This window comes from Methyloversatilis sp. MC4-4, from assembly GCF_049843555.1.
Classification (GTDB): domain Bacteria; phylum Pseudomonadota; class Gammaproteobacteria; order Burkholderiales; family Rhodocyclaceae; genus Methyloversatilis; species Methyloversatilis discipulorum_B.
Window position 1 is genome coordinate 38,044 of record NZ_JBBHZK010000004.1, and the last position, 23,084, is coordinate 61,127.

The window sequence follows — 23,084 nt, forward strand, 5'->3', positions numbered from 1 at the left end:
GCCGGTTTGTCCGTTCTGATTGGAAAAGCCCGTGGATTCTAGACGTGAATTCGTGAAGTTCGCCGTCGATACCGGCGTGCTGCGCTTCGGCAGCTTCACCACCAAGGCGGGGCGCGAATCCCCCTACTTCTTCAACGCCGGGCTGTTCAACAGCGGTGCTTCGGTGCTCAAGCTTTGCAGCTTCTATGCCGATACGATCATGAGTCGTGCGCCGCAGTTCGACATGCTGTTCGGACCGGCCTACAAGGGCATCGTTCTGGCCGCCGGTACCGCGATGCAGATCGCGCAGCACGGCCGCGACCTGCCCTTTGCGTTCAACCGCAAGGAAGCGAAGGACCACGGCGAGGGCGGCACGCTGATCGGCGCGCCGCTGAAGGGCCGGGTGCTCATCATCGACGACGTGATCAGCGCCGGCACCTCGGTGCGCGAGTCGGTCGAGCTGATCCGCGCAGCCGGCGCCGAACCGGCAGGTGTGGCGATTGCCCTCGACCGCATGGAGCGGGGCACCGGACAATTGTCAGCGGTTCAGGAAGTGGAACGTTCATACGGCATGCCGGTGGTTGCCTGCGCCTCGCTCGACGATCTGGTCGGCTATCTGCAGGAAAGCCCGGGCATGCAGGGCAATCTCGACGCGGTGCGTGCCTACCGCGCGAAATACGGAGTAAATGGCTGAAGATGAAATCCGGGAAACTGCGTCACCTCGCGCCGGGCCTGCTTGCGCTGGCCCTGCTGCACGTGCCGGCGAGCGAGGCGCGCGTCTACTGCTGCAAGGACGCGCGCGGCCAGCAGGTGTGCGGTGACGTGCTCCCGGCCGCCTGTGCCGACCGTGGCTACCGCGAGCTGAACAGCCAGGGCGCGACGGTCAAGCAGGTCGAGGCGCCGATGACCGACGCCCAGCGCGCCAAGCGCGATGCCGATGCGAAGAAGGCGCGTGAAGAGGAGATGGTGCGCCAGGAGCAGCGACGTCGCGACACCACGCTGCTCAACACCTACACCAGCGAACGCGAGATCGATGTTGCACGCGACCGGCGCATCGCCGACATCGAAGAACTGCTGTCCCGTCTGCGCGAGCAGCAGCAGACGCTGAGCGAGCGCCAGAAGAAGCTGGAGAAGGACGCCGCCGCCTTCACCGCCAAGGGCAAGCGCGTGCCGTCCGGAATCAAGGACAGGCTGGACACCAATGGCGAGGATCTGCGGCAGATCGGCGAGAACATCGCGCAGAAGGAGCGCGATCTGGTCGATACCCGCAAGCGCTTCGAAGAGGACCGCGCGCGCTTCCGCGAGATCGCCGGCAACCGCTGAGCACCCGGCCTCAGTTGGCCGGTGCGTCGAGGGCGCGCCGGAACTGCACCGCCTCGGCGACTTCGTTCGCCGCAATCACTTCCCGTCCGTTCAGATCGGCAATCGTCCGCGCCACCTTCAGGCAGCGGTGATAGGCGCGCGCCGACAGCCTGAGCCGGTTCATCGCCTGCGCCAGCAAGGCGTGCGCTGCGTCGTCCAGCGGGCAATGGCGGTCGATGTCCGCTGCCTCCAGCCGCTGGTTCGGTTTGCCCTGACGTCGCTGCTGCAGCGCCCGCGCCGCACACACTCGCTGCCTCACTTCGGCGCTGGCCTCACCCGGCCCGGCGCGCAGTTCGTGTTCGGTCAGCGGCGGTACGACGACCGTCAGATCGATGCGGTCGAGCAGCGGCCCGGACAGGCGGCCGCGATAGCGTGCGATCTGGTCCGGCGTGCAGCGACAGCGCGCTGACGGGTGGCCGAGATAGCCGCAGGGGCAGGGATTCATCGCCGCGATCAGCTGGAAGCGGGCCGGGAACTCGGCCCGGTGGGCGGCGCGGGAAATGGTCACATGACCGGTTTCCAGCGGCTCGCGCAGCGCCTCCAGCACGCGGCGGTCGAATTCGGGCAGTTCGTCGAGGAACAGCACGCCGTTGTGCGCCAGCGATATTTCACCCGGCCGCGGGATGGCGCCGCCACCGACCAGTGCCGCCGCACTGGCCGAGTGATGGGGCGCACGGAAGGGGCGGCGGCCGAGCGCAGCCGGGTCGAACAGACCTGCGCCTGACAGCACGGCCGCGGTTTCGAGCGCCTCTGCTTCGTCCATGTCCGGCAGCAGGCCGGTGAAGCGAGCGGCCAGCATCGACTTGCCGGTGCCCGGCGGCCCCGACATCAGCAGCGAATGATTGCCGGCGGCTGCGATCTCCAGTGCGCGGCGGGGGCCGAGTTGCCCGCGCACGTCGGCCAGATCCGCGCAGGCCATCCGATCCGGCACGCTGGCCGGCATCGCGCGCGGCAGCGCCGACTGCCCGCACAGATGCGCACACACGTCGAGCAGCGAGGTCGCGGCGCGCACGTCGATGCCGCCGGCGATCACCGCCTCCGGCGCCGACGAGGCGGGCAGCACGAAGGTGCGGCCGGCGGCGCGGGCGCCGAGCGCCATCGGCAGTGCGCCGCGCACCGGGCGCAGCGCGCCGGTCAGCGACAGTTCGCCGGCGAACTCAATGCCGTCGATGTCGTGCGCGTCGAGCGCGCCCGCGGCGATCAGGATACCCAGCGCGATCGGCAGATCGAAGCGGCCCGATTCCTTCGGCAGGTCGGCTGGCGCCAGATTGACGGTGATGCGCCGGGTCGGAAAGTCGAAGCCGGAACTGAGGATGGCCGCCCGCACCCGGTCGCGTGCCTCGCGCACTTCGACGTCCGGCAGACCGACCAGCGAGAAGGCGGGCAGGCCGTTCGACACGTGGACTTCGACCGCAACCTCCGGCGCCTGCATGCCGGCAAGCGCACGGCTGCGCAGGATGGCGAGTGACATCTGTATGTCATGGAATGAGACGCCGCGAAGTCTAACTGCAAATCCGCATGGCATGGGGTGTGTGCTGCGAGGGCGGCTGCGGCGGCCAACCGTGATACAGGATCGGGCGCAACTTCTGTACAAGCGGCCTTGGCCGCGACGCGGCCGCTGCGGTCCGCGGGCTTGGGCACAGGCAGTTGTCGGGGTCAGAAGTCCCCTCCCACAGAACCCCGGCTCCGGCTTGGTCCGCCGGTCAGGCGCAACCTCTGTGGGAGCGGCCTTGGCCGCGACGCGGCCGCTGCGGTCCGCAGGCTTGGGCACAGGCAGCTGTCGGGGTCAGAAGACCCCCACAGAACCCCGCCGCCGGCTCGGGGCAAGGGCAGACCGGCAGCGGCGCTCCGCGCCTTACTCGTGGTGTTCGCCGCGCCGTCCGATGGGCAGTCCGAGCTGCTTGAGCTTGCGGTAAAGGTGGGTGCGCTCCAGCCCGGAGCGTTCGGCCAGGCGGGTCATGTTGCCGCCTTCGCGTTCCATGTGGTGCTCGAAGTACATGCGCTCGAAGGCCTCGCGCGCTTCGCGCAGCGGCTGGTCCAGGCCGGGCAGCACCGGTGTGCCGGCCGGGCGCAGCAGCGCGCGCAGCGAAGCGGCGTCGAGTTCGTCGTCGAGCGCGGCCAGCGCCGCCGAGCGCAGCACCGATACCAGTTCGCCGTAGCCGCCGGGCCAGCCGTGCTGGCGCAGCAACGGACGCGCCGACTCGGCCAGTCGACGCGTCGGCACCTCGCCTGCCTCGACCAGGTGTTTCAGCACGTCCTCGGCCAGATCGGCGACTTCGTCGCGCAGCTCGGCCAGCGCCGGCAGCGGCAGCACGATCTCGAACAGCCGCGCCAGCACGGCTTCTTCCCAGCCTGCCGCCTGCAGTTCCGGCGCACCCTGCGCACAGCAGGCGATCAGCCGGGCGTCCAGGCGGTCGAGCCGCTCCAGCGCGAAAGCGAGGTTCTTCTGCTGCATGCGCGACAGGTGAGCGATGTCGCCGGTGTGGATGACGCCGCCGCGCGCGGCATCGAGCTGTTCCTGCGTGATCGGTCCACTGATGGTCGCCAGTTCCAGCCAGCGCCGGCCGGGCGCGGCCAGCGTCCGCGCCGCCAGTTCGCCGAAGCTGGACGGACCGCAGCGCAGCAGGACGACGCGCGAGCGGGCGGCCATCTGCTCAATCTTGCGCCGCAGGTCGCGCAGCACGCCACTGCGTCCGACGGCGCTCAGCGACGGTGCGCTCGGCCGCTGCTCCGGCGAGGCGCCGCGCGCCAGCGCGCGCTTGACCGCGCTCAGCAGCTTGGCCAGTGCGATCGGCTTCTCGAGGAAGTCCATCGCGCCGATGCGCGTCGCCTCGACCGCCGAATCGATGGTGCCGTGGCCGGACATCATGATGACCGGCATCGTCAGCTGTCCGCCCGAAGCCCATTCCTTCAGCAGTGAAATGCCGTCGGTGTCGGGCATCCAGATATCGAGCAGCACCAGATCGGGCCGTTGCGCCGTGCGCGCCGCGCGCGCCGCCGCCGCGTTCTCGGCGAGCGTCACGTCGTGCCCTTCGTCTCTGAGGATTTCCGACAGCAGTTCGCGGATCCCCATTTCGTCATCTACGACCAGTATGCGAGCCATTCTTCCCTGATTCCTTCATGCCGCCAGTGGCAGCGAGATGCGGATTTCCGCGCCATGCGGCGCGACGTTCTCTATTTCTATGCGTCCTTCGTGCTCATCGACGATCTTCTTGACGATGGCCAGTCCGAGTCCGGTGCCACGCGCCTTGGACGTGACATAGGGCTCGAAGGCGCGCGCCAGCACCTGCGGCGGAAAGCCGCTGCCGTTGTCGCGCACCGCCAGTTCCGCTCGCCCCCCCCGGCGCCGCGTCTGGATCTGTATGCAGGGTGCGTCGGCCTCGGCCAGCGCGTCCTGCGCGTTCTGCAGCAGATTGTGGATCACTTGCCGCAGCTGTCCGACATCGCCGGCCACGTCGGGCAGGTCCGGCGACAACTGGCGCTCGATGCGGGCGGCCGACGTTTCGTACAGGCCGAGCACTTCGTCGACCAGCCGGTTCAGGTCGAGCGGCGCCAGCGCCGGCGCGGGCAGCCGCGCGTAGTCGCGGAAGGCGTTCACCATGTTCTTCATCGCCTCGACCTGGTCGACGATGGTCGAGGTGGCGCGCGCCAGCATCTTCTGGCCCTCCGCGTCGAGCTTGTCCGACAGCTTGAACTGCAGCCGCTCGGCTGACAGCTGTATCGGCGTCAGCGGGTTCTTGATCTCGTGCGCCAGCCGCCGCGCGACCTCGCCCCAGGCGGCGCTGCGCTGCGCGGAAATGAGCTGCGTGATGTCGTCGAACACGACGACGAAGCCGCCGCCGCCGGCCGCCGGCAGCTGCGAGCCGCGGATCAGCAGCGTCTTGCCCGGACCGAAGGGGTCGGGGATGTCGATCTGCCGGCTCCACGATTCCTGCGCCTCGTCGATGGCGGCGACGATGGTGTCACGCAGTTCGGCGTGCCGCGGCCACTGCGCCAGCGTCAGCGTCTCCCACCCCTCCAGCGTGTCACCGAGGATGGCCATCGCGCCCTGGTTGGCGGCGCGCAGCTTGGTTGATGGGCTGAAGGCCAGCACGCCGGTCGACAGGTTGCCGAGCACGCCTTCGAGATAGGTGCGCGCCGCTTCGGTTTCGGCGCGGCTGCGCTCGGCCTGGGCGCGCGCCTCGTTCAGCTGTTCCGTCATGCGGCGGAAGGACTGGGTCAGCGTGCCCAGTTCGTCGCGCGAGGCGACCGCCGGGATGGGGCTGAAGTCGCCCTGCATCACCGCGTCGGTGCCGCGCGCCAGGATGGACAGCGGCGCCGACATGCGACGGCTGATGACGAAGGCCACCGCCAGCGCCGACAGCAGCGCGAGCAGCAGCGCCAGCGTCAGCGTCAGCGCGAAGATGCGTTTCAGCCCGGCGCGCGCCAGCGACAGCTCTTCGTAGTCGCGGTAGGCGCTCTGCACCGCTTCGGCGTTCTGCGCCAGCGAAGCCGGCAGCGGTTGGGTCAGTTGCAGCACCGGGGCGTCGGAGGCCAGCGCGCCGCTGCCGACGAACACCAGCGCGCGCACCGTCAGTCCGGCGTCGACGTCGCTCTCGACCGCGGCGAAACCGGCGCCCTGGCGCGCCTGCCGCAGTTGCGACGGCGACGGCAGCGGCGGCACCAGCCGGGTGGCCGCCGAGCTGGTCGACAGCACGCGGCCGGCGGACGAGAACAGCGTCGCGCTGGCGGCGCCCGACTGCTCACGCAGTTCGTCCAGCCGCGCGCTGCGCCGGATCAGCGGCGTGTCGCCCAGTTCGCGCGCCATCGCGCGGGCCTTTTCCAGCAGGTCGGCGGAGACGTAGTCCAGCGTGTTGCGGCCGAGGTTGAGGCCGCCCTCGAGCGCCTGTTCGATGCGCACGTTGAACCATGAATCGACCGAGCGCGACACGAAGTTCACCGACAGCACGTAGATCAGTGCGCCCGGTGCCACGGCGAGCGCGGCGAAGGCGGCGAACAGCCGCAGCTTCAGACGGGAGCCGAACACGGCGGCGCGGTGCTCACGCAGCAGCTGCGTCACCAGCCAGGCGACCAGCGCCAGCAGGCCGACCGCGACCGTGATGTTCATGCCGAGCAGCAGCGGGTAATTGCGCGCGAACAGCTCGGTGTTCTCGCTGGCCAGCGATAGCAGCAGCAACAGCACGCCGCTGATCGCCGTGGTGGCGACGATGAAGGCCCTCATCGCGCCTCCCGCGGCTGTGCGGTGAAGCCCCAGCGCTGCCATTCCGATTCCAGCGTCCAGTCGCGGTTGCTCATTGCGCTGAGCTGGAAAGGTTTGGGCAGCTGCGTCACGTCCAGGCGCAGGCGCAGCGAGGCGACATAGCTCTCGCCGGCCTTCAGGCGGTCGTAGTCGACCACGTGCCAGCTGCGCAGGCGGCCGATCAGCTTCAGTGCCTCGTCCAGCGTGTCGAAACTCTGATGCAGCGCGCCGGTGGACACGCGGTACTGCCGAGTCAGTGCGTGATAGCTGAGACGGTAGGTCTGGCTGCGCTCGACCACGTCTTCGTCCAGCCAGTACCAGCGTGGCCGGCTGATCTCGAACTCGAGCACGAAGTACAGCGCGACGCCGCGCGTCACCGCTTCGGCCAGCCGCGGCGACAGCGCGATCGAGACATCGGTCGACAACTGGTAGCCGTCGTCGCCGTGGTCGAGGCGCACGTCGCGCATCGTGACGCCGGCGGCCGACGCGTGGCCGGCCAGCGTCGCGATCAGCAACGCCAGCAGCAGCGCGCGCGCGCGCTCAGCCAGCGTGCGGAGACTTCTGCAGCAGTGCGTAATAGAAGCCGTCATGCTCGGCGGTCGGCAGAAGTTGCAGATCGGGCGCACCACATGAGCTCAGACGTAGGCAGTCGGGATGGCGGGCGGTGAAGGCGGTCACCTGATCCTGATTTTCGGCGCGGAACACCGAACAGGTGGCATAGAGCAATTTACCACCCGGAGCGAGCACGCGCCAAAGCGCATCCAGTATCGAGCGCTGCTGGGCGGCGAAGCCGGCGATGTCCTGCGGACGGCGCAGCCATTTCGCGTCCGGGTGGCGACGCACGACGCCGGAGGCGCTGCACGGCACGTCGGCCAGGATGCGGTCGAATGCGGTGCCGTCCCACCAGTCGTCCGGCCGGGCGGCGTCGCCGACCGCGATCCGGCCACGCAGACCCAGCCGCTCGAAATTCTCGGCGATGCGTCGGGTACGCGGTTCGCTGTGGTCCAGGGCCAGCAGGTCGAGTTCGGCGCGTTCGAGCAGGTGCGACGCCTTGCCGCCGGGTGCGGCGCAGGCGTCGAGCACGCGCTGGCCGGGTGCGACATCGAGCAGTGCGGCTGCGCGCTGGGCGCCGAGGTCCTGCACCGACAGCTCGCCGTCGGCGAAGCCGGGCAGGCGCGACACCGGGCAGGGCTTGTCGAGCAGCAGGCCGTCGTCGCCGCGGATCTGCGCCACGATGCCGGCCGCCTGCAAGTGCGCCAGCGCCTGCTGCGGCGTCGTGCGGCGGCGGTTCGCGCGCAGCGCCATCGGCGGGTGGACATTGCCCTGTGCGGCGATGTCCTGCCAGTGATCGGGATGGTCGTGACGCAGCATGTCCAGCCACCACTGCGGGTGCTGCAGCCGGGCGGCCGGGTCGGCGGCAACCGCCGCGTCGAGTTCGGCGTGGCGGCGCTGCGCGTTGCGCAGCACCGCATTCATCAGCCCGCCGAAGCGATCGCCGCCAAGTACGCGCGCGGCCTCGACCGCCTGGTTCACCGTGGTGTGCGCCGTGTCGGGCCGCGCTTCGAGCCGGCACAGCGCGACCAGCAGCAATGCGCGGCGGTCGGTTTCGCGCAGCGGCTTGGGTACCAGCACGGCCAGCCGGCGTTCGATGCCGGCGTGCGCGCGCAGGCACTGGTACGCCAGGTCGCGCACGGCGGCACCGTTGGTTGACTGTGCAGCGACGTGGCCGAAAGCGTCGTCGAGCGCCTCACCCTGCAGCACGCCGGCGACGGCGTGTGCGGCGTCGAGCAGCGACGCGGCGAGCGAATCAGCAGGAAGCGTCCTGGGGGGGCGGGAAGTGGGATTCAATCTTGGATGAGGGTGATGGCCGGGCGCGGGAGCGCGATTGTAAGCGCAGCATTCAGCCGGCCCACGCGTGGGCCTTCAATGCATCGAGCGGCGCGTGCCGCAGGGCCGACTCGTGCGTGGCGACCAGGACCACCTGCGGTGCCTGGCCCGCCTCGAATGCCTCGCGCCAGCGCATCGCGCACAGGCACCAGCGATCGCCCGCGCGCAGACCGGGGAAGTCGTACTCGGGACGTGGCGTCGACAGGTCGTTGCCGCGCGAGCGGGAGAAGTCGAGAAAGGCGTCGGTCATGACGGCACATACGGTGTGCGAGCCGAAGTCGTTCTCGTCCGTGTTGCAGCAGCCGTCGCGGAAGAAACCGGTGATCGGCTTGAACGAACACGGCTCCAGCGGTCCGCCGAGTACGTTGCGCGCGCCGCCGCCGCCGTTCCAGCCTCGATCCATGTCGGCATCTCCACGTTGTACAGATGAAAGACGAAACCCGCAGCGCGCGCCGCGAAAGCTGCGCACGCTGCGGGCATGATGCCGCAATGGCGGGGGTGTGTGTCAGCGACCGGTAGCGAGTGCGCGCAGCCGCGCGATGCGTTCCTCGGTCGCAGGGTGGGTGCTGAACAGGCCGCGCAGGCCGCCGCCGGACAGCGGGTTCATGATCATCATCTGACCGGTCTCCGGATGCGCTTCGGCAGTCGGCATCGGAATGCCGCGGGCGTAGGCGTCGATCTTGGCCAGCGCGCTGGCCAGTGCGTCCGGGTCGCCGGAGATCGCCGCGCCCTCACGGTCGGCACCGAACTCCCGGGTGCGCGAGATCGCCATCTGGATCAGCATGGCGGCGATCGGCGCCAGGATGGCGACGGCGATGCTGAGCACCGGATTGGCCGGGCGGCCTTCCGAATCGCGGCCACCGCCGAAGAACATGCCGAACTGCGCCAGCGCCGAAATCGCACCCGACACGGTGGCGGAAATGGTCGAGATCAGGATGTCGCGGTTCTTCACGTGTGCCAGTTCGTGCGCCATCACGCCGCGCAGTTCGCGCGCCGACAGCATCTGGATGATGCCGGTGGTCGCGGCAACCGCGGCGTTTTCCGGATTGCGGCCGGTGGCGAAGGCGTTGGGCTGCGCTTCGTCGATGATGTAGACGCGCGGCATCGGCAGCTGCGCGCGCTGCGCCAGCTCGGCCACCATGTTGTACAGATAGGGCGACGAGGCGGCGTCGACTTCGCGCGCGTTGTACATGCGCAGCACCATCTTGTCGGAGAACCAGTAGGCCCACAGGTTGGTGGCGCCACCGAACAGCAGTGCGATCAGCATGCCCTGCTGACCGCCGATGGCTGCACCGACCACGCCGAACAGCGCGACGATGCCGGCCATCAGTATCGAGGTCTTGAGCCAGTTGCCGAACATTCGAATACCTTTCAGTAAGAGAGGAAGCGCACTATAGATCGTGCGCGAAGCAAGAAATTCAAGCGGCGGCACCGGTGAAAACTGCGCTTACAAGGAAACCCCGGGGGCGACGCGTCCGCGGCGGCCTACCCTTCCGCGTGCTGGCCGACCGCCAGCGGATGGCCGTGCAGGAAATCGGCGGCCGGCAGCCGCTTGCCGCCCGGCTTCTGCAGTTCGGTCACGCGCAGCGCGCCCTCCCCGCAGGCGATCACGACACCGTCGTCGCCGACCGCGAGGATGCGTCCGGGCTCGCCGCTCGCCGGCTCGACGCGAGCCCGCCACAGCTTGATCGGCGTGCCCTCCACCGTCATCAGCCCGCCGGGGAAGGGGTTGAAGGCGCGGATCGCGCGGTCCAGTTCGACCGCCGGACGGCGGAAGTCCAGCGCCGCCTCGGCCTTGCCGATCTTCGCCGCATAGCAGGCCCCGTCGGCCGGCTGCGGCACCGGTCTGATGCGTCCGGCCAGCAGAGCGGGCAGCGTGTCGATCAGCAGTTGCGCGCCGGTGGCGGCCAGCCGGTCGTGCAGCGTTGCGGTGGTGTCGTCGGCGGCGATGTCGACGGTGCGCTCGGCCAGCATCGGGCCGGTATCCAGTCCCTCGTCCATCTGCATCAGCGTGATGCCGGTGCGGGCGTCGCCCGCCTCGATCGCGCGATGAATGGGCGCGGCGCCGCGCCAGCGCGGCAGCAGCGAGGCGTGGATGTTGATGCAGCCGAGGCGCGGGATGTCCAGCACGGCGCGCGGCAGCAGCAGGCCGTAGGCGACCACCACCAGCAGGTCCGGCGCGGCCTCGACCAGCGGTGCGCGCAGTTCGGCCGTCTTCAGCGTGGCCGGCTGGGCCACTGTCAGGCCGTGCGCCAGCGCGCGCTGCTTGACCGGGCTGGGCATCAGTTTCATGCCGCGCCCGGCCGGGCGGTCAGGCTGGGTCAGCACCAGCGGGATGTCGCAGTCGAAGCCGGCTAGCGCGTCAAGCGCACGGGCGGCGAATTCAGGGGTGCCGGCGAAGGCGATGCGCGGCGGCATCAGGCGGTTTCGCGCGCCTGTTTCGCGAGCTTGGTCTTGATCCGCGTCTGCTTCAGCTGCGACAGGTGGTCGACGAATACCTTGCCCTGCAGGTGATCCATCTCGTGCTGGATGCAGACGGCCAGCAGGCCGTGCGCGTCGATGTCCTGCTCGCTGCCGTCCAGCGTCAGCGTGCGCACCTTCACGTGTTCGGCGCGGGTCACCTTGTCGTAGATGCCGGGCACCGACAGACAGCCCTCTTCATAGACCTGTTCGCCGTCGCGCTCGACGATGCGCGGGTTAATCAGCGTGATCAGGCCGGATTTGTCCTCGCTGATGTCGATCACGATCACCTGCTTGTGCACGTCTACCTGTGTTGCGGCCAGCCCGATGCCCGGCGCGGCGTACATGGTTTCGGCCATGTCGGCGGCGAGCCTGCGGATGGAATCGTCCACCGCGATGACCGGCGCCGCCTTCTTGCGCAGGCGGGGGTCGGGGAATTTCAGAATCGGGAGCAGGGCCATAAAAGTCGTGCTGATTTAATGGATTAGCGGTGAATTTTCATGCAGACTGTCATTACATGACGCCGCTTGCTACACTTCGGCATGCAGTTGGCGTGCCGCCTTGCCAAGTCACCGTTTCGACGGTGCAGGGCACTCAAGGTGGAGCCGGTTCGTAACGATATTGAAAGGCAAACCCCCGGCAGGTTCCTGCATGCGCAGGCGCTGCCCGTGCGAGGCCACACCATGCGCAAGATTATATGCTCCCTGCTGGTCGCCCTTTCAAGCGCGACCGCCTTTGCCCAGTCAGCGCCGCCGGCCATCGCCGGCAACGCGCCGGACCGGCACGTCGTCAAGCCGGGCGACACGCTTTGGGGCATCGCCGGCCTCTTCCTGAAGGAGCCGTGGCGCTGGCCTGAAGTGTGGCGGCTCAATCGCGAGCAGATCCGCAATCCGCACCTGATCTATCCCGGGCAGATCGTCTATCTCGATGATTTCGGTGGTTCGCCGCGGCTGCGCGTCGGTCAGCCGGTCAAGCTGAGCCCGCAGACCTACGAGGAAGCGGTCAAGGAGCCGATCGCGTCGATTCCGCACAAGGCGATCGAGCCCTTCCTGACCAAGCCGATCGCGGTCGAAGCCGGCTTCAACGAGACGGCGCCGCGCATCGTCGGCACCGAAGAGGGGCGTGTCTATCTGAGCGCCGGCGATACCGCCTACGTGAGCGGCGTCACCGAAAACAAGCCGCTGTGGCATGTCTATCGCCCGGCCGCACCGATCCGCGACCCGGAAACGAAACAGGTGATCGGCTACGAGGCTGAGTACCTCGGCGACGTGAAACTGGTGCGCGAGGGCGAACCGGCCACCTTCCAGATCGTGTCGGCGCAGTTCGAGATCGGCAAGGGTGACCGTCTGGTGCCGGCCCGTCTGCCCGAGGTCGTCGCCTATGCGCCGCGTGCGCCGGAGCAGGACATCCAGGGCAGCGTTGCACGCATCGTTGGCGGCGTGGCCTCGTCCGGCCGTCACAACGTCGTGCTGCTGAACCGTGGCGCCAACGACGGCGTCGAGATCGGCCATGTGTTCGCCGCCTATCTGGCCGGAAGCAAGGTCGATATCCGCCAGGATCAGAAGATCGACACCTACCAGCTGCCGGACGAACGCTCCGGTCTGGTGTTCGTGTTCCGCGTCTACGACAACATTTCCTACGCGCTGGTGATGGACGCCAAGCGTCCGATCACCGTCGGCGATCGTTTCCGCAAGCCGTAAGGCGTGCCGCTCGCCAGCGACGCTTCGACCGCAGCCTGGCTGCGGCTGACGCTGACCCGCGGCGTCGGGCTGGAGACGCAGCGCCGCCTGCTGTCGGTGTTCGGCCTGCCCGAACACATCTTCGCCGCGGCCGGCACAGCGGTGCGGGCGGCGGTCGGTGAGCGCGCGGCGCGTGCGCTGGCAGCTTTCGACGGCGACGAACAGGTCGCGCGCACACTGGCCTGGGCGTCACAGCCGGGCAACCATCTGATTACGCTGGCCGACGCGGCCTACCCGCAAGCCCTGCTCGAAATCGCCGATCCGCCGACGCTGCTCTACGTGAAGGGTCGGCCGGAACTGCTGAACACCCGCGTGCTGGCCATCGTCGGTGCCCGCAACGCGACCGCGCAGGGCGCGTCCAACGCCGAGCAGTTCGCGCGTGAGCTGTCGCGCGGCGGGCTCACCATCGTCAGCGGACTGGCGCTCGGTTGCGATGCGGCAGCCCACACCGGCGCGCTCGACGGCGTCGGCAGCACGGTGGCCGTGGTCGGCACCGGCGCCGACCGCATCTATCCGCCGCGCAACCAGGAACTGGCGCGGCGCATCGCCGAGCACGGCGCCATCGTCAGCGAGTTCCCGCTCGGCACGCCGGCGCTGCGCGACAACTTCCCGCGCCGCAACCGCATCATTTCCGGCCTTGCGCGCGGCGTGCTGGTGGTCGAGGCGGCGGCGCGCAGCGGCACGCTGATCACTGCGCGGCTGGCCGGCGAACAGGGGCGCGAGGTGTTCGCGATTCCGGGCTCCATCCATTCGCCGCTGTCCAAGGGCTGCCACCAGCTCATCCGCCAGGGCGCCAAGCTGGTCGACGATGCGCGCGACATCCTGTCCGAGCTGCAGCCGGCGCCGCCGCCCGAAGCCGCCGTGGAAGCGCGCTCCGGCGACGGCGACCCGCTGCTCGACGCGATGGGTTTCGACCCGGTCGGAATCGATGTGCTGTCGCAACATACCGGCTTGACGGCGGACACCCTCTCCGCCATGCTGCTCTCGCTGGAACTCGAAAACCGGGTGGCGCTGCTGCCCGACGGACGCTACCAGCGCATCAGGTAGTACGGCAGTGCGCGTCGCGCGCTGCCGGGTTACAAACCCGCCGGTAGGCACGCCTGCCGACCGGCTCGCGCGGAGCCGAATCATGATCGACGTTCTGGTCTATCTTTTCGAAACTTACGCGCACCTGGACAGTTATCCCGAGCCCAACCAGCTCGCACGCAAGCTCTCGGCCGCCGGTTTCGAGCAGGATGAAATCGAGGAAGCGATGGGCTGGCTGTCCGGTCTCGAAAGCGCCGGTGGCGCCGAGAAGCCGCTGATCGCGGCTGAAAGCCGTTCCATCCGTCTGTACTCGGCCGCCGAACAGTCGCGCCTCGATACCGAGTGTCGCGGCTTTCTCGCCTTCCTCGAAGAGGCCGGCGCGATCAATGCGCTGACCCGCGAAATCGTCGTCGAACGCGCCCTGGCGCTGGAAGACGAGGAAGTGTCGCTGGCCCAGCTCAAGGTGATCGTGCTGATGGTGCTGTGGAACCAGCAGGTCACGACGGACACGCTGGTGCTCGAGGAACTGCTGTCGGACGACGACGAGCCGCGCGCGCCGCACTGAAAAGTGCGGGACCGCTGCCGCGGCGCAGGGCCTGCCCGGCCGGATGAATCGCAGCCCGCGTTTCGTCCGCCGGGTCAACTTGTCTTGCCTGTTCGGATTTTTTGTCCCTATCATGCGCCGCTTTCACGCCGCTTGAACCGGCGCGCATCCTGCGCGCGCAAGCCGGCGGCAGGTATCGGGCGGGCATGGGCAAGAAACTGATCATCGCGGAAAAGCCGTCGGTCGCGCAGGACATTGCGCGTGCCGTCGGTGGTTTCACGCGCGAAGGCGATTACTTCGAGAGCGAGGACTACGTGCTGTCCTCGGCGGTCGGCCACCTGCTCGAACTGGCGGTGCCGGAGGAATACGAGGTCAAGCGCGGCAAATGGTCGTTCGCGCACCTGCCGGTCATTCCGCCTCGCTTCACGCTGAACCCGATCGACAAGACGGCCGAGCGGCTGCGCCTGCTCACCCGGCTGATCAAGCGCAAGGACGTCGATGGCCTGGTGAACGCCTGTGACGCGGGGCGCGAGGGCGAGCTCATCTTCAATTACATCGTCGAGCACAGCAAGACGAACAAGCCGATCGAACGGCTGTGGCTGCAGTCGATGACGGCCACGGCGATCCGCGACGGCTTCGCCGGCCTGCGTTCGGCGCAGGAAGTCGAAGGCCTGCGCCAGGCGGCGATGTCGCGCGCCGAGAGCGACTGGCTGATCGGCATCAACGGCACGCGGGCGATGACCGCGTTCAACTCCAAGACTGGCGGTTTCCATCTGACCACGGTCGGTCGCGTGCAGACGCCGACGCTGGCCATCGTGGTGCGCCGCGAAGAGGAAATCCGCCGCTTCAAGTCGCGCGATTACTGGGAAATCGAAGGCCGCTTCGGTGTCGCCGCTGGCGAGTATCCCGGCCGCTGGTTCGACGAGAAGTTCAAGAAGCCGGAGGGCGACGAGCACGCCCGCGCCGAACGGCTGTGGGACGAGGCGAGAGCGAAGGCCATCCAGGCCAAGTGCGCCGGCAAGACTGGCACGGTGGAGGAAGAGGCCAAGCCCTCGACCCAGCTGTCGCCGCTGCTGTATGACCTTACGTCGCTGCAGCGCGAAGCCAACGGCCGCTTCGGCTTTTCCGCCCGCGTGACGTTGCAGATCGCGCAGGCGCTGTACGAGAAGCACAAGGTGTTGACCTACCCGCGTACCGACGCGCGTGCGCTGCCCGAGGACTACCTGCCGACCGTGAACGACGTGCTGGCCCGCCTGCCGCAGACCTACGCGCCGCACGCCAACGAAATCGTCAAGCAGGGCTGGGTGCGCCCGAACAAGCGCATCTTCAACAACGCCAAGATTTCCGACCACTTCGCCATCATCCCGACCGGCACCGAACCGAAATCGCTGTCGGAGGCGGAAGCGAAGATCTACGACATGGTCACCCGCCGCTTCCTCGCGGTGTTCTTCCCGGCGGCCGAATACCGCATCACGACGCGCATCACGCGGGTCGAGGGCGAAGCGTTCAAGACCGAAGGCAAGGTGCTGGTCAATGCCGGCTGGCTGGCCGTGTACGGCAAGGAAGCGGCGATTGCCGACGACGAAGGCAAGGAGAAGGGCGAAACCGCTTCCGCCAGCCTGGTGCCGGTCAAGCCGGGCGAAAGTGCCGGCGTCAATGACATGATCGTCAAGGCGCTGCAGACCAAGCCGCCCGCGCGGTACTCGGAAGCGACGCTGCTGACCGCGATGGAAGGCGCCGGCAAGACCATAGACGACGAGGAATTGCGCGCCGCGATGGCCGGTCGCGGCCTCGGCACGCCGGCGACGCGTGCGCAGATCATCGAGAATCTGATACTCGAGAACTACATGCTGCGCGAGGGCCGCGAACTGATTCCGACGGCCAAGGGCTTCCAGCTGATGATCGCGCTGCGCGGCCTGAAGATCGACGAACTGAGTTCGCCGGAACTGACCGGCGAATGGGAATACAAGCTGTCGCAGATCGAGCGCGGCGAACTGTCGCGTGACGCCTTCATGCGCGAAATCGCCGACATGACGCAGCACATCGTGCACCAGGCGAAGAGCTACGAAAGCGACACCATTCCGGGCGACTTCGCCACGCTGGACGAGAAGTGCCCGCGCTGCGGCGGCGTCGTGAAGGAGAACTACAAGAAGTTCCAGTGCCAGAGCTGCGACTTCTCGCTGTGGAAGATCGTTGCCGGCCGCCAGTTCGAGACGCACGAGATCGACACCCTGCTGCGCGAGCGCCAGGTCGGTCCGCTGACCGGCTTCCGCAACAAGATGGGCCGGCCGTTCAACGCGGTGATCAAGCTGAACGACAAGCTGGAACCGGAGTTCGATTTCGGCCAGCCGCGCGAGGACGAGAACGCCGAGCCGGTCGATTTCTCGCAGCAGACGCCGCTTGGCCCCTGCCCGAAGTGTTCGGCGCGGGTGTTCGAACAGCCGATGTCCTACATCTGCGAAAAATCCGTCGGTCCGGAAAAGAGCTGCGACTTCCGCTCCGGCAAGATCATCCTGCAGCAGCCGATCGAACCGGAGCAGATGCAGAAGCTGCTCGAAGCGGGGCGTACCGACCTGCTGAAGGGCTTCGTGTCGTCGCGCACCAAGCGCAAGTTCTCGGCTTTCCTGGTGCGCCAGCCGGATGGCAAGGTCGGCTTCGAGTTCGAGCCGCGCGCAGTCAAGCCGAAGGCGGGTGCGAAGACGGCCAAGGCCGCGGCGGCCGATGCGGCGCCGGAGGCCGAAGCCGAGGCGCCGGTGAAGAAGACCGCGGCGAAGAAGACGACGGCCGCGGCAAAGAAGCCGGCCACCAAGGCGACGTCGACGCGCAAGAAGTCGGCCTGATCAGGTCCGGTCGGCGGCCACCCGGGCTTCATCGCCCGTGTGGCCGCCGACGAAGCCTGTCCTAGGCCGCTGCGCCGTCCAGCCACACCTCCAGCCCCTGCGCATTCAGTTCGATGTCCAGCCCCCACACGTCGACCGCCTGCTCGTGCGTGAGCCGGCTGCCGTGCGCGCGCAGTTCGTCCATCAGATAGGCGGTCAGCGCCGCCAGCAGGGCCTGCTTGCGGCCGTCGCCGGCACTGGCCGCGGCCTTTGCGATCGCCACGTGCGCGTCGATGCGCGACAGCAGCGCGCGGCCCAGCACCGGCACGCCGGTCACCTTGCCGTAGTGGGTCAGGAACATCGCCTCCGGCTGGCGTGACAGCAGGTGTTCGACCGATGCGCGCATCGCGACCGGGTCGAACTGCACCGGCGAGGTGGTCGGAAACATGAAGGCGCGGCCATCGACCGTGCATTCCGGATAGGCCAGACCGAAGGTGTCGCCGGTGAACCAGCTTTTCGACTGCGCGTCCCAGATGCAGTGGTGGTGCTTCGCGTGCCCCGGCGTGTCGACGAACTCGAGCCGGCGGCCGTTGAAGTCGAGCACGAAACCATCGTGCGTTTCGATCACGCGCGCCGCGTCGACCGGCAGGATGTCGCCGTACATTTCCGCCATCGCCTGTTCGCCATAGACCGCGGTGGCGCCGGCGATCAGCTTCGACGGGTCGATCATGTGGCGCGCGCCGCGCGGGTGCACCACCAGCTGCGCATTCGGGAAGGCGCGCATCGCCGCGCCGGCGCCGCTGGCGTGATCCAGGTGCACATGGGTCAGGATGATGTAGCGCAGCGCCTCCGGCGCGATGCCCTTCTGCGCGAGTGCGGCCTGCACATTGCGCAGCGAGTGGCCGGTGCCGCAATCGACCAGCGCCGCCTGGTCGCCGGCGCGGACGAGGTGGATGGCCGCCATGCCGTGGCGGATCAGGTCGGCGTCGATGGCCGAAATGTCGTGGTCGTAGTCGATCATGCAGCGCGCTCCGGGTGGGACTCGGTGCACAGTATGACGCACTGCGGCAGGTGCTTCCGCCGCCGGGGTGCTTACGCGCCGCGGCCGGCCTTGGCCTGTTCTTCCTGCATCAACTCCTCGAAGCGGGCGTCGAATTCCCTGCGCAGCTGGCGCCGCACCTGTGCGGCGGTGTGGCGCCGCTGCTCGTCCGGCGTCGACGGCAACAGCGTCGGCACTGGGCAGGGCCGGCGGTCGGCGTCCATCGCCACCATGGTCAGGTAGCAGGTGTTGGTGTGGCGCGTCGTGTGTTCGCGGATGTTCTCGGTCACCACCTTGACGCCGACCTCCATCGAGGTGGTGCCGGTGTAATTGACCGAGGCGAAGAAGGTGACCAGCTCGCCGACGTGGATCGGGCAGCGGAAGATCACCTGATCGACCGACAGCGTCACCACATAGGACTGCGCGTAGCGCGCCGCGCAGGCGTAGGCGACCTGGTCGAGCAGCTTGAGCAGGGCGCCACCATGCACATTGCCGGAGAAATTGGCCATGTCCGGCGTCATCAGCACCGTCATGGTGAGCTGGTGTTTGGGCAGTTCGTTCATCGTTGTCTACCGTGCGCCGGCGATGCCGGCGCGGGGGATGTCCGTCGGTGCCCGCGACCCTTCAGTGACGGTTACTCGCGCCGTTCGATGCGCCAGCCCGGTTTGTTGTAGTCGCGGACGTTGCTGTAGGGCGCGGTCGGATAGACGCTGGTGCCGTACGCATCGTCCTCGATGCGTACGCCCGGTTTGGAGTAATCCCGGATCTGGGTGCCGCGCAAGGTCGGGTAGACGTCCGTGGTGCGGCTGCGCGCGTTGGGCCGGATCAGCTCGCGCGGATGCTGTCCTATCATGCCGCCCGGGCTGGCGCCCGCCATGCCCTGTCCGTAGCCCTCGGGACCGAGCGGCGTGACCGGCACATGGCCGCTGCCACCGGCGAGAACGAAGGGCGATGCAATCAGCGTGCAGGCGGTGAGCAGAGTGCGGATATTCATGGCGACCTCCCGGTCGTGCAACATGACTGGACACTTCGAGTGTAGTGCGAAAGCGCCGCGGCGCAGCGCGCAGCCCGACACGGCCGGGCGCATCGTGACGGAGTGTGGATTGGACGCCACAGCCTGCGACGCGGCCGTGAACACCGTGCCGGCTTGTGGAATGATGCAGCCATGACGACCGACGACCGCAATCCCTTCGAAGCCGCCCCGCCGCCGGGCGACGATACGACCGCTCCCCTTGATGGCGGGGAGCCCGATTCGCGCAGCGTGGCGGCCGGCCAGGGGGTCGAGTGGCTGCGCCAGGGCTGGCAGGCCTTCATGGCGGCGCCCGGCGTCTGGGTGGTGATCACGCTGCTGTGGGTGATCGCCGTCGTGGTGCTGAATCTGGTGCCGCTGTTCGGCATGATTGCCGCCACGCTGCTGGCAATGGTGACGGTGGGTGGGCTGATGACGGGCTGCCGTGCGCTGTCGCGCGGCGAGCCCTTCGGCGTGGCTCACCTGTGGGCCGGTTTCGGCGAGCGCATCAATCCGCTGCTGGCGCTGGGCGGCTGGTATCTGCTGGCCTCGCTGGCCATCGGCATGCTGGTCGTGCTGCTGTCGGCGATCAGTGCCGGTCTGGCCGGCGTTGCCGCGGTGGCGGGTCTGGCGGTGCTGATGGCGGCCATTCCGGCCATGCTCATCATCGCCGTCATGCTGATGGCGCCGGTGCTGATGGCGGTCTGGTTCGCGCCTGCCCTGGTCGTGTTCCACGACATGAAGGCGCTGGATGCGATGCGCACCAGCTTCTTCGCCAGCCTGCGCAATGCGCCGGCCTTCGTCGTGTTCGCGCTGCTCTACGTCGTGCTGGCGGTGCTGGCCTCGATCCCCGCCATGCTGGGCTGGCTGCTGCTGCTGCCGGTCACTTTCGGCGCGATGTACGCGAGCTACCGCGACGTGTTCGACCAGCGCTGATCAACCCTCCGCCGCCTCGCCGGCCCCCTTCACCACCTTGAAGCGAGCCAGCGTCGCCTCGCGCGCCGCGGCGTGGTCGACGATGGGGGCCGGGTAGTCGCTGCCGATCACGCAGCCGGCCATCTTCTGTTCCAGCGGCGTCGCCAGCCAGGGCGCGTGGATGCGCTTCCGGTCGAATTTCGCCAGTTCCGGGCAGTAGCGGCGGATGAACTGGCCGTCGGCGTCGAACTTTTCCGACTGCGTGACCGGATTGAAGATGCGGAACCAGGGCTGGGCGTCGCAGCCGGTCGAGGCGGCCCACTGCCAGCCGCCGTTGTTGGCCGCCAGGTCGAAATCGTTGAGCTGGCGGGCGAACCAGTGTTCGCCGCGGCGCCAGTCAATGCCCAGGTCCTTGGTCAGGAAGGAGGCGCTCACCATCCGCAGCCGGTTGTGCATGTAGCCGGTCTGCGCCAGCTGGCGCTGCGCCGCGTCCACCAGCGGATAGCCGGTACGGCCTTCGCACCAGGCACGGAATTTCTCCTCGTCGTCCACCCAGCGCACCGCGTCGTACTCGGGCCGGAAGCTGCCGCCCTGCACATGCGGGTTGTGCCACAGGATCTGGAAGTAGAAATCGCGCCAGATCAGTTCCGACAGCCAGGTTTCGGCGCCGGCGCCGCCGCGCGCGTGCGCCTCGCGCGCCAGCCGGCGTATCGATATCGTGCCGAAACGCAGATGCACCGACAGATAGCTCGGGCCCTTGGCCGCCGGAAAGTCGCGCAGCACCTTGTAACGGTCGATGCGGTCGAGGAAGGCGTCGAACAGCGTGTCGGCGCCGCTCATGCCCGCGGGAAGTTTCAGCGTTGCGAGATTGGTCGACCGGAAACCCATGTCGGCCAGCGACGGAATATCGCCTGCCGGCACCGCCGCCAGCGCGCCCGCGTAGGTGCGCACCGGATAGGCCTTCAGGTGGAAGGGTGTGAGCTTCTTCAGCCAGGCGTTCTTGTACGGCGTGAACACCGAGAAGGGCTTGCCGCCCTGGGTCAGCACCTCGTCGCACTCGAAGATGACCTGGTCCTTGTGCGTGTCGAAGGCGATGCCGTCTCGCGCTAGCGCGTCGTGCACCGCGCGGTCGCGTGCGAATGCGGCGGGTTCGTAGTCGCGATTGGCGACCACGCCGGCCACGCCCAGTTCGCGCGCCAGTTGCGGGACGACGTCGCGGGCGCGGCCGTGGCGCACGATGAGCCCGCCTCCGAGCGCACGCAGCGCAGCGTCCAGCTCGGTGACCGAGGCATGGATGAACTCGACCCGGCGGTCGGCGCTCAGACCTTCGGCCAGCAGTTCGTCGAGGATGTCGGTGTCGAACACGAACGCGCACCACACCGGCCCGCCGGCGCGCAGCGCGTGGTACAGGGCGGCGTGGTCGTCGATGCGCAGGTCGCGGCGGAACCACACCAGGCGGGATGAAGGACGGTCGGGCATGCGGGATTTCCGTCAAAAAGTCGGCGCTTTGAGCGTGATGTCGCGCCGCGGTTCGCGGCCGGCGTCCAACACGGATAAAATCATCCCATGTCCGCACACGCCATGACCCCTTCGGTCGACCTGACCGGCCATTTCCTGATCGCCATGCCCGCCATGGCGGACAAGAATTTCGCGCGCACGCTGACGCTGGTGTGCGAGCACAACGAACAGGGCGCGCTCGGTGTCATCGTCAATCGGCCGATCGACATGTCGCTCGAAGACCTGTTCGAGCGCATCGACATGTCGCTCGAATCGCCGCGCTTCCAGGGCCAGCCGGTGTATTTCGGCGGCCCGGTGCAGACCGACCGCGGCTTCGTGCTGCATCGTCCGGTCGGCGACTGGCAGTCCAGCATCGATGTCGGCAACGGCCTCGCGCTGACCTCGTCGCGCGACGTGCTGCAGTCGCTCGGCCACGACAACGAGCCGGACGACGTGCTGGTCACGCTCGGTTACGCCGGCTGGCAGGCCGGCCAGATCGAATGGGAGCTGGCGCAGAATGCCTGGCTTACCGTGCGCGCCGACCCGGAAATCATCTTCGGCCTGCCGCCGGAAGAGCGCCTGATCGCCGCAATGCAGCTGCTCGGCGTCGACTTCGCGTCGCTGTCCGACGTGGCCGGGCATGCCTGAGCCGGTCGCGCTGCCCGCGCGCGGCACCGTGCTGGCGTTCGATTTCGGCGAGAAGCGCATCGGTGTCGCCGTCGGCGAATGCGAACTGCGCAGCGCCTCCGCGCTGACCACCTTCGATGCCGAAACCAACGACGCCCGCTGGTCGGCGATCGGCCGCCTGCTCGACGAATGGAAACCTGCATTGCTGGTGGTCGGTCTGCCGCTGTCGCCGGACGGCGAGGCGCACGACATGACCGCCCGCGCGCAACGCTTCGCCCGTCAGCTCGAAGGCCGCTACCGGCTGCCGGTCACGCTGCAGGACGAGCGCTACACCTCGGCCGAAGCCGACACGCAGCTGCGCGACGGCGGACAGCGGGACTGGCGGGAACGCAAGAAGCACCTGGACGCACACGCGGCCCAGCTCATCCTGAAGGACTATTTCGATGTCACTGCCTGACGCAGAACAACTGCTGGCCGACCTGGCGGCGCAGATGCGCCCCCACGTCACGCCGGACACCGCGCTGGTCGGCCTGCACACCGGCGGCGTATGGCTGGCGCAGCGCCTGCACGCGCTGCTCGGTCTGACCCAGCCGGCCGGCTCGCTCGACGTGAGCTTCTACCGCGACGACTACGCCAAGCGCGGGCTGTCGCGCGACACCCGCTCGTCCGCCCTGCCCTTCGACGTCGAGGGGCGGCACCTCATCCTGGTGGACGACGTGCTGCACACCGGCCGCACGATACGCGCCGCGCTGAACGAACTGTTCGACTACGGCCGTCCGGCCAAGGTCGAACTGGCGGTGCTGATCGACCGCGGCGGACGCCAGCTGCCGGTGGCGCCGACCTACTGTGCGACGCGCCTCGACCTGGCCGAGGGCACGCGGGTGAAGCTGGCGCAGGACGGCGAGCGGCTGGCGCTGCGTCTGCTGCAGGAGCAGGAGTGAC

23 protein-coding genes are annotated in these 23,084 nt (G+C 68.4%); 10 read left to right on the forward strand and 13 right to left on the reverse strand.

Going from position 1 to position 23,084, the window contains the following annotated elements:
• Positions 1 to 52 precede the first annotated feature (52 nt).
• Both pyrE and WDZ97_RS16155 read left to right on the forward strand, forming a co-directional pair.
• Positions 53 to 673 (forward strand): orotate phosphoribosyltransferase, encoded by a 621-nt coding sequence (gene pyrE / locus WDZ97_RS16150; RefSeq protein WP_425763659.1) that lies wholly within the window; start codon positions 53 to 55, stop codon positions 671 to 673.
• 2 nt (positions 674 to 675) lie between these two features.
• Positions 676 to 1,302 (forward strand): hypothetical protein, encoded by a 627-nt coding sequence (locus WDZ97_RS16155; RefSeq protein WP_425763418.1) that lies wholly within the window; start codon positions 676 to 678, stop codon positions 1,300 to 1,302.
• 10 nt (positions 1,303 to 1,312) lie between these two features.
• On the opposite strand, the gene WDZ97_RS16160 is transcribed toward WDZ97_RS16155, so the two are convergent.
• From WDZ97_RS16160 to def, 9 genes are all read right to left on the reverse strand, one after another.
• Positions 1,313 to 2,812, reverse strand: coding sequence for a YifB family Mg chelatase-like AAA ATPase (locus WDZ97_RS16160; protein ID WP_304006162.1), 1,500 nt, complete (start codon positions 2,810 to 2,812; stop codon positions 1,313 to 1,315).
• Between the two features lie 384 nt (positions 2,813 to 3,196).
• A complete protein-coding gene (locus WDZ97_RS16165; RefSeq protein WP_425763419.1) occupies positions 3,197 to 4,444 on the reverse strand; it encodes a sigma-54-dependent transcriptional regulator in 1,248 nt (415 codons plus the stop codon).
• A gap of 15 nt (positions 4,445 to 4,459) precedes the next feature.
• On the reverse strand, positions 4,460 to 6,562 hold the full coding sequence (locus WDZ97_RS16170; protein WP_304006167.1) for a sensor histidine kinase: 2,103 nt from the start codon (positions 6,560 to 6,562) through the stop codon (positions 4,460 to 4,462).
• Positions 6,559 to 7,170, reverse strand: a complete 612-nt coding sequence (locus tag WDZ97_RS16175) for a DUF4390 domain-containing protein (protein WP_425763420.1) — start codon at positions 7,168 to 7,170, stop codon at positions 6,559 to 6,561. The genes WDZ97_RS16170 and WDZ97_RS16175 overlap by 4 nt, the downstream gene beginning before the upstream one ends.
• The gene (gene rsmB, locus WDZ97_RS16180) at positions 7,121 to 8,341 is read right to left on the reverse strand and encodes a 16S rRNA (cytosine(967)-C(5))-methyltransferase RsmB (protein ID WP_425763660.1); all 1,221 of its coding nucleotides are present in this window, start codon (positions 8,339 to 8,341) and stop codon (positions 7,121 to 7,123) included. The genes WDZ97_RS16175 and rsmB overlap by 50 nt, the downstream gene beginning before the upstream one ends.
• Positions 8,342 to 8,480: 139 nt before the next feature.
• Positions 8,481 to 8,870: a DUF2237 family protein gene (locus WDZ97_RS16185; protein ID WP_020162909.1), complete on the reverse strand. Its 390-nt coding sequence runs from the start codon at positions 8,868 to 8,870 to the stop codon at positions 8,481 to 8,483.
• A gap of 102 nt (positions 8,871 to 8,972) precedes the next feature.
• A complete protein-coding gene (gene htpX / locus WDZ97_RS16190) occupies positions 8,973 to 9,827 on the reverse strand; it encodes a zinc metalloprotease HtpX (protein WP_425763421.1) in 855 nt (284 codons plus the stop codon).
• A 125-nt stretch (positions 9,828 to 9,952) separates the two neighbouring features.
• On the reverse strand, positions 9,953 to 10,885 hold the full coding sequence (gene fmt / locus WDZ97_RS16195; protein WP_425763422.1) for a methionyl-tRNA formyltransferase: 933 nt from the start codon (positions 10,883 to 10,885) through the stop codon (positions 9,953 to 9,955).
• Positions 10,885 to 11,388, reverse strand: coding sequence for a peptide deformylase (gene def / locus WDZ97_RS16200; protein WP_425763423.1), 504 nt, complete (start codon positions 11,386 to 11,388; stop codon positions 10,885 to 10,887). The genes fmt and def overlap by 1 nt, the downstream gene beginning before the upstream one ends.
• A 222-nt stretch (positions 11,389 to 11,610) precedes the next feature.
• Here def and WDZ97_RS16205 point away from each other — a divergent pair, with 222 nt between their 5' ends.
• The 4 genes from WDZ97_RS16205 (at position 11,611) to WDZ97_RS16220 (ending at position 17,076) form a co-directional block, all read left to right on the forward strand.
• Complete coding sequence (locus WDZ97_RS16205) at positions 11,611 to 12,627, forward strand: LysM peptidoglycan-binding domain-containing protein (RefSeq protein ID WP_425763424.1); 1,017 nt, start codon at positions 11,611 to 11,613, stop codon at positions 12,625 to 12,627.
• Positions 12,628 to 12,630: 3 nt separating this feature from the next.
• Entirely contained in the window at positions 12,631 to 13,713 is a 1,083-nt protein-coding gene (gene dprA / locus WDZ97_RS16210) for a DNA-processing protein DprA (protein WP_425763425.1), read from the forward strand.
• Between the two features lie 82 nt (positions 13,714 to 13,795).
• Entirely contained in the window at positions 13,796 to 14,257 is a 462-nt protein-coding gene (locus tag WDZ97_RS16215) for a DUF494 family protein (protein WP_020162914.1), read from the forward strand.
• A 185-nt stretch (positions 14,258 to 14,442) separates the two neighbouring features.
• A complete protein-coding gene (locus WDZ97_RS16220) occupies positions 14,443 to 17,076 on the forward strand; it encodes a DNA topoisomerase III (RefSeq protein WP_425763426.1) in 2,634 nt (877 codons plus the stop codon).
• Positions 17,077 to 17,137: 61 nt separating this feature from the next.
• Here WDZ97_RS16220 and WDZ97_RS16225 read toward each other — a convergent pair whose 3' ends face one another.
• From WDZ97_RS16225 to WDZ97_RS16235, 3 genes are all read right to left on the reverse strand, one after another.
• Positions 17,138 to 18,076: an MBL fold metallo-hydrolase gene (locus WDZ97_RS16225; RefSeq protein ID WP_304006192.1), complete on the reverse strand. Its 939-nt coding sequence runs from the start codon at positions 18,074 to 18,076 to the stop codon at positions 17,138 to 17,140.
• A gap of 71 nt (positions 18,077 to 18,147) precedes the next feature.
• Positions 18,148 to 18,657, reverse strand: coding sequence for an acyl-CoA thioesterase (locus WDZ97_RS16230; protein WP_304006195.1), 510 nt, complete (start codon positions 18,655 to 18,657; stop codon positions 18,148 to 18,150).
• Positions 18,658 to 18,728: 71 nt separating this feature from the next.
• On the reverse strand, positions 18,729 to 19,088 hold the full coding sequence (locus WDZ97_RS16235) for a hypothetical protein (protein ID WP_304006197.1): 360 nt from the start codon (positions 19,086 to 19,088) through the stop codon (positions 18,729 to 18,731).
• A 171-nt stretch (positions 19,089 to 19,259) separates the two neighbouring features.
• Here WDZ97_RS16235 and WDZ97_RS16240 point away from each other — a divergent pair, with 171 nt between their 5' ends.
• Complete coding sequence (locus WDZ97_RS16240) at positions 19,260 to 20,039, forward strand: BPSS1780 family membrane protein (protein WP_304006200.1); 780 nt, start codon at positions 19,260 to 19,262, stop codon at positions 20,037 to 20,039.
• Here the strand turns inward: WDZ97_RS16240 and WDZ97_RS16245 are convergent, their stop codons facing one another.
• On the reverse strand, positions 20,040 to 21,497 hold the full coding sequence (locus tag WDZ97_RS16245; RefSeq protein WP_425763427.1) for a cryptochrome/photolyase family protein: 1,458 nt from the start codon (positions 21,495 to 21,497) through the stop codon (positions 20,040 to 20,042).
• A gap of 87 nt (positions 21,498 to 21,584) precedes the next feature.
• Here WDZ97_RS16245 and WDZ97_RS16250 point away from each other — a divergent pair, with 87 nt between their 5' ends.
• From WDZ97_RS16250 to pyrR, 3 genes are read left to right on the forward strand one after another with little or no spacing between them, the layout of a single operon-like run.
• The gene (locus tag WDZ97_RS16250) at positions 21,585 to 22,163 is read left to right on the forward strand and encodes a YqgE/AlgH family protein (protein WP_020162921.1); all 579 of its coding nucleotides are present in this window, start codon (positions 21,585 to 21,587) and stop codon (positions 22,161 to 22,163) included.
• Complete coding sequence (gene ruvX / locus WDZ97_RS16255; RefSeq protein ID WP_425763428.1) at positions 22,156 to 22,599, forward strand: Holliday junction resolvase RuvX; 444 nt, start codon at positions 22,156 to 22,158, stop codon at positions 22,597 to 22,599. The genes WDZ97_RS16250 and ruvX overlap by 8 nt, the downstream gene beginning before the upstream one ends.
• Positions 22,586 to 23,083: a bifunctional pyr operon transcriptional regulator/uracil phosphoribosyltransferase PyrR gene (pyrR, locus tag WDZ97_RS16260; protein WP_425763429.1), complete on the forward strand. Its 498-nt coding sequence runs from the start codon at positions 22,586 to 22,588 to the stop codon at positions 23,081 to 23,083. The genes ruvX and pyrR overlap by 14 nt, the downstream gene beginning before the upstream one ends.
• Position 23,084: the final 1 nt, after the last annotated feature.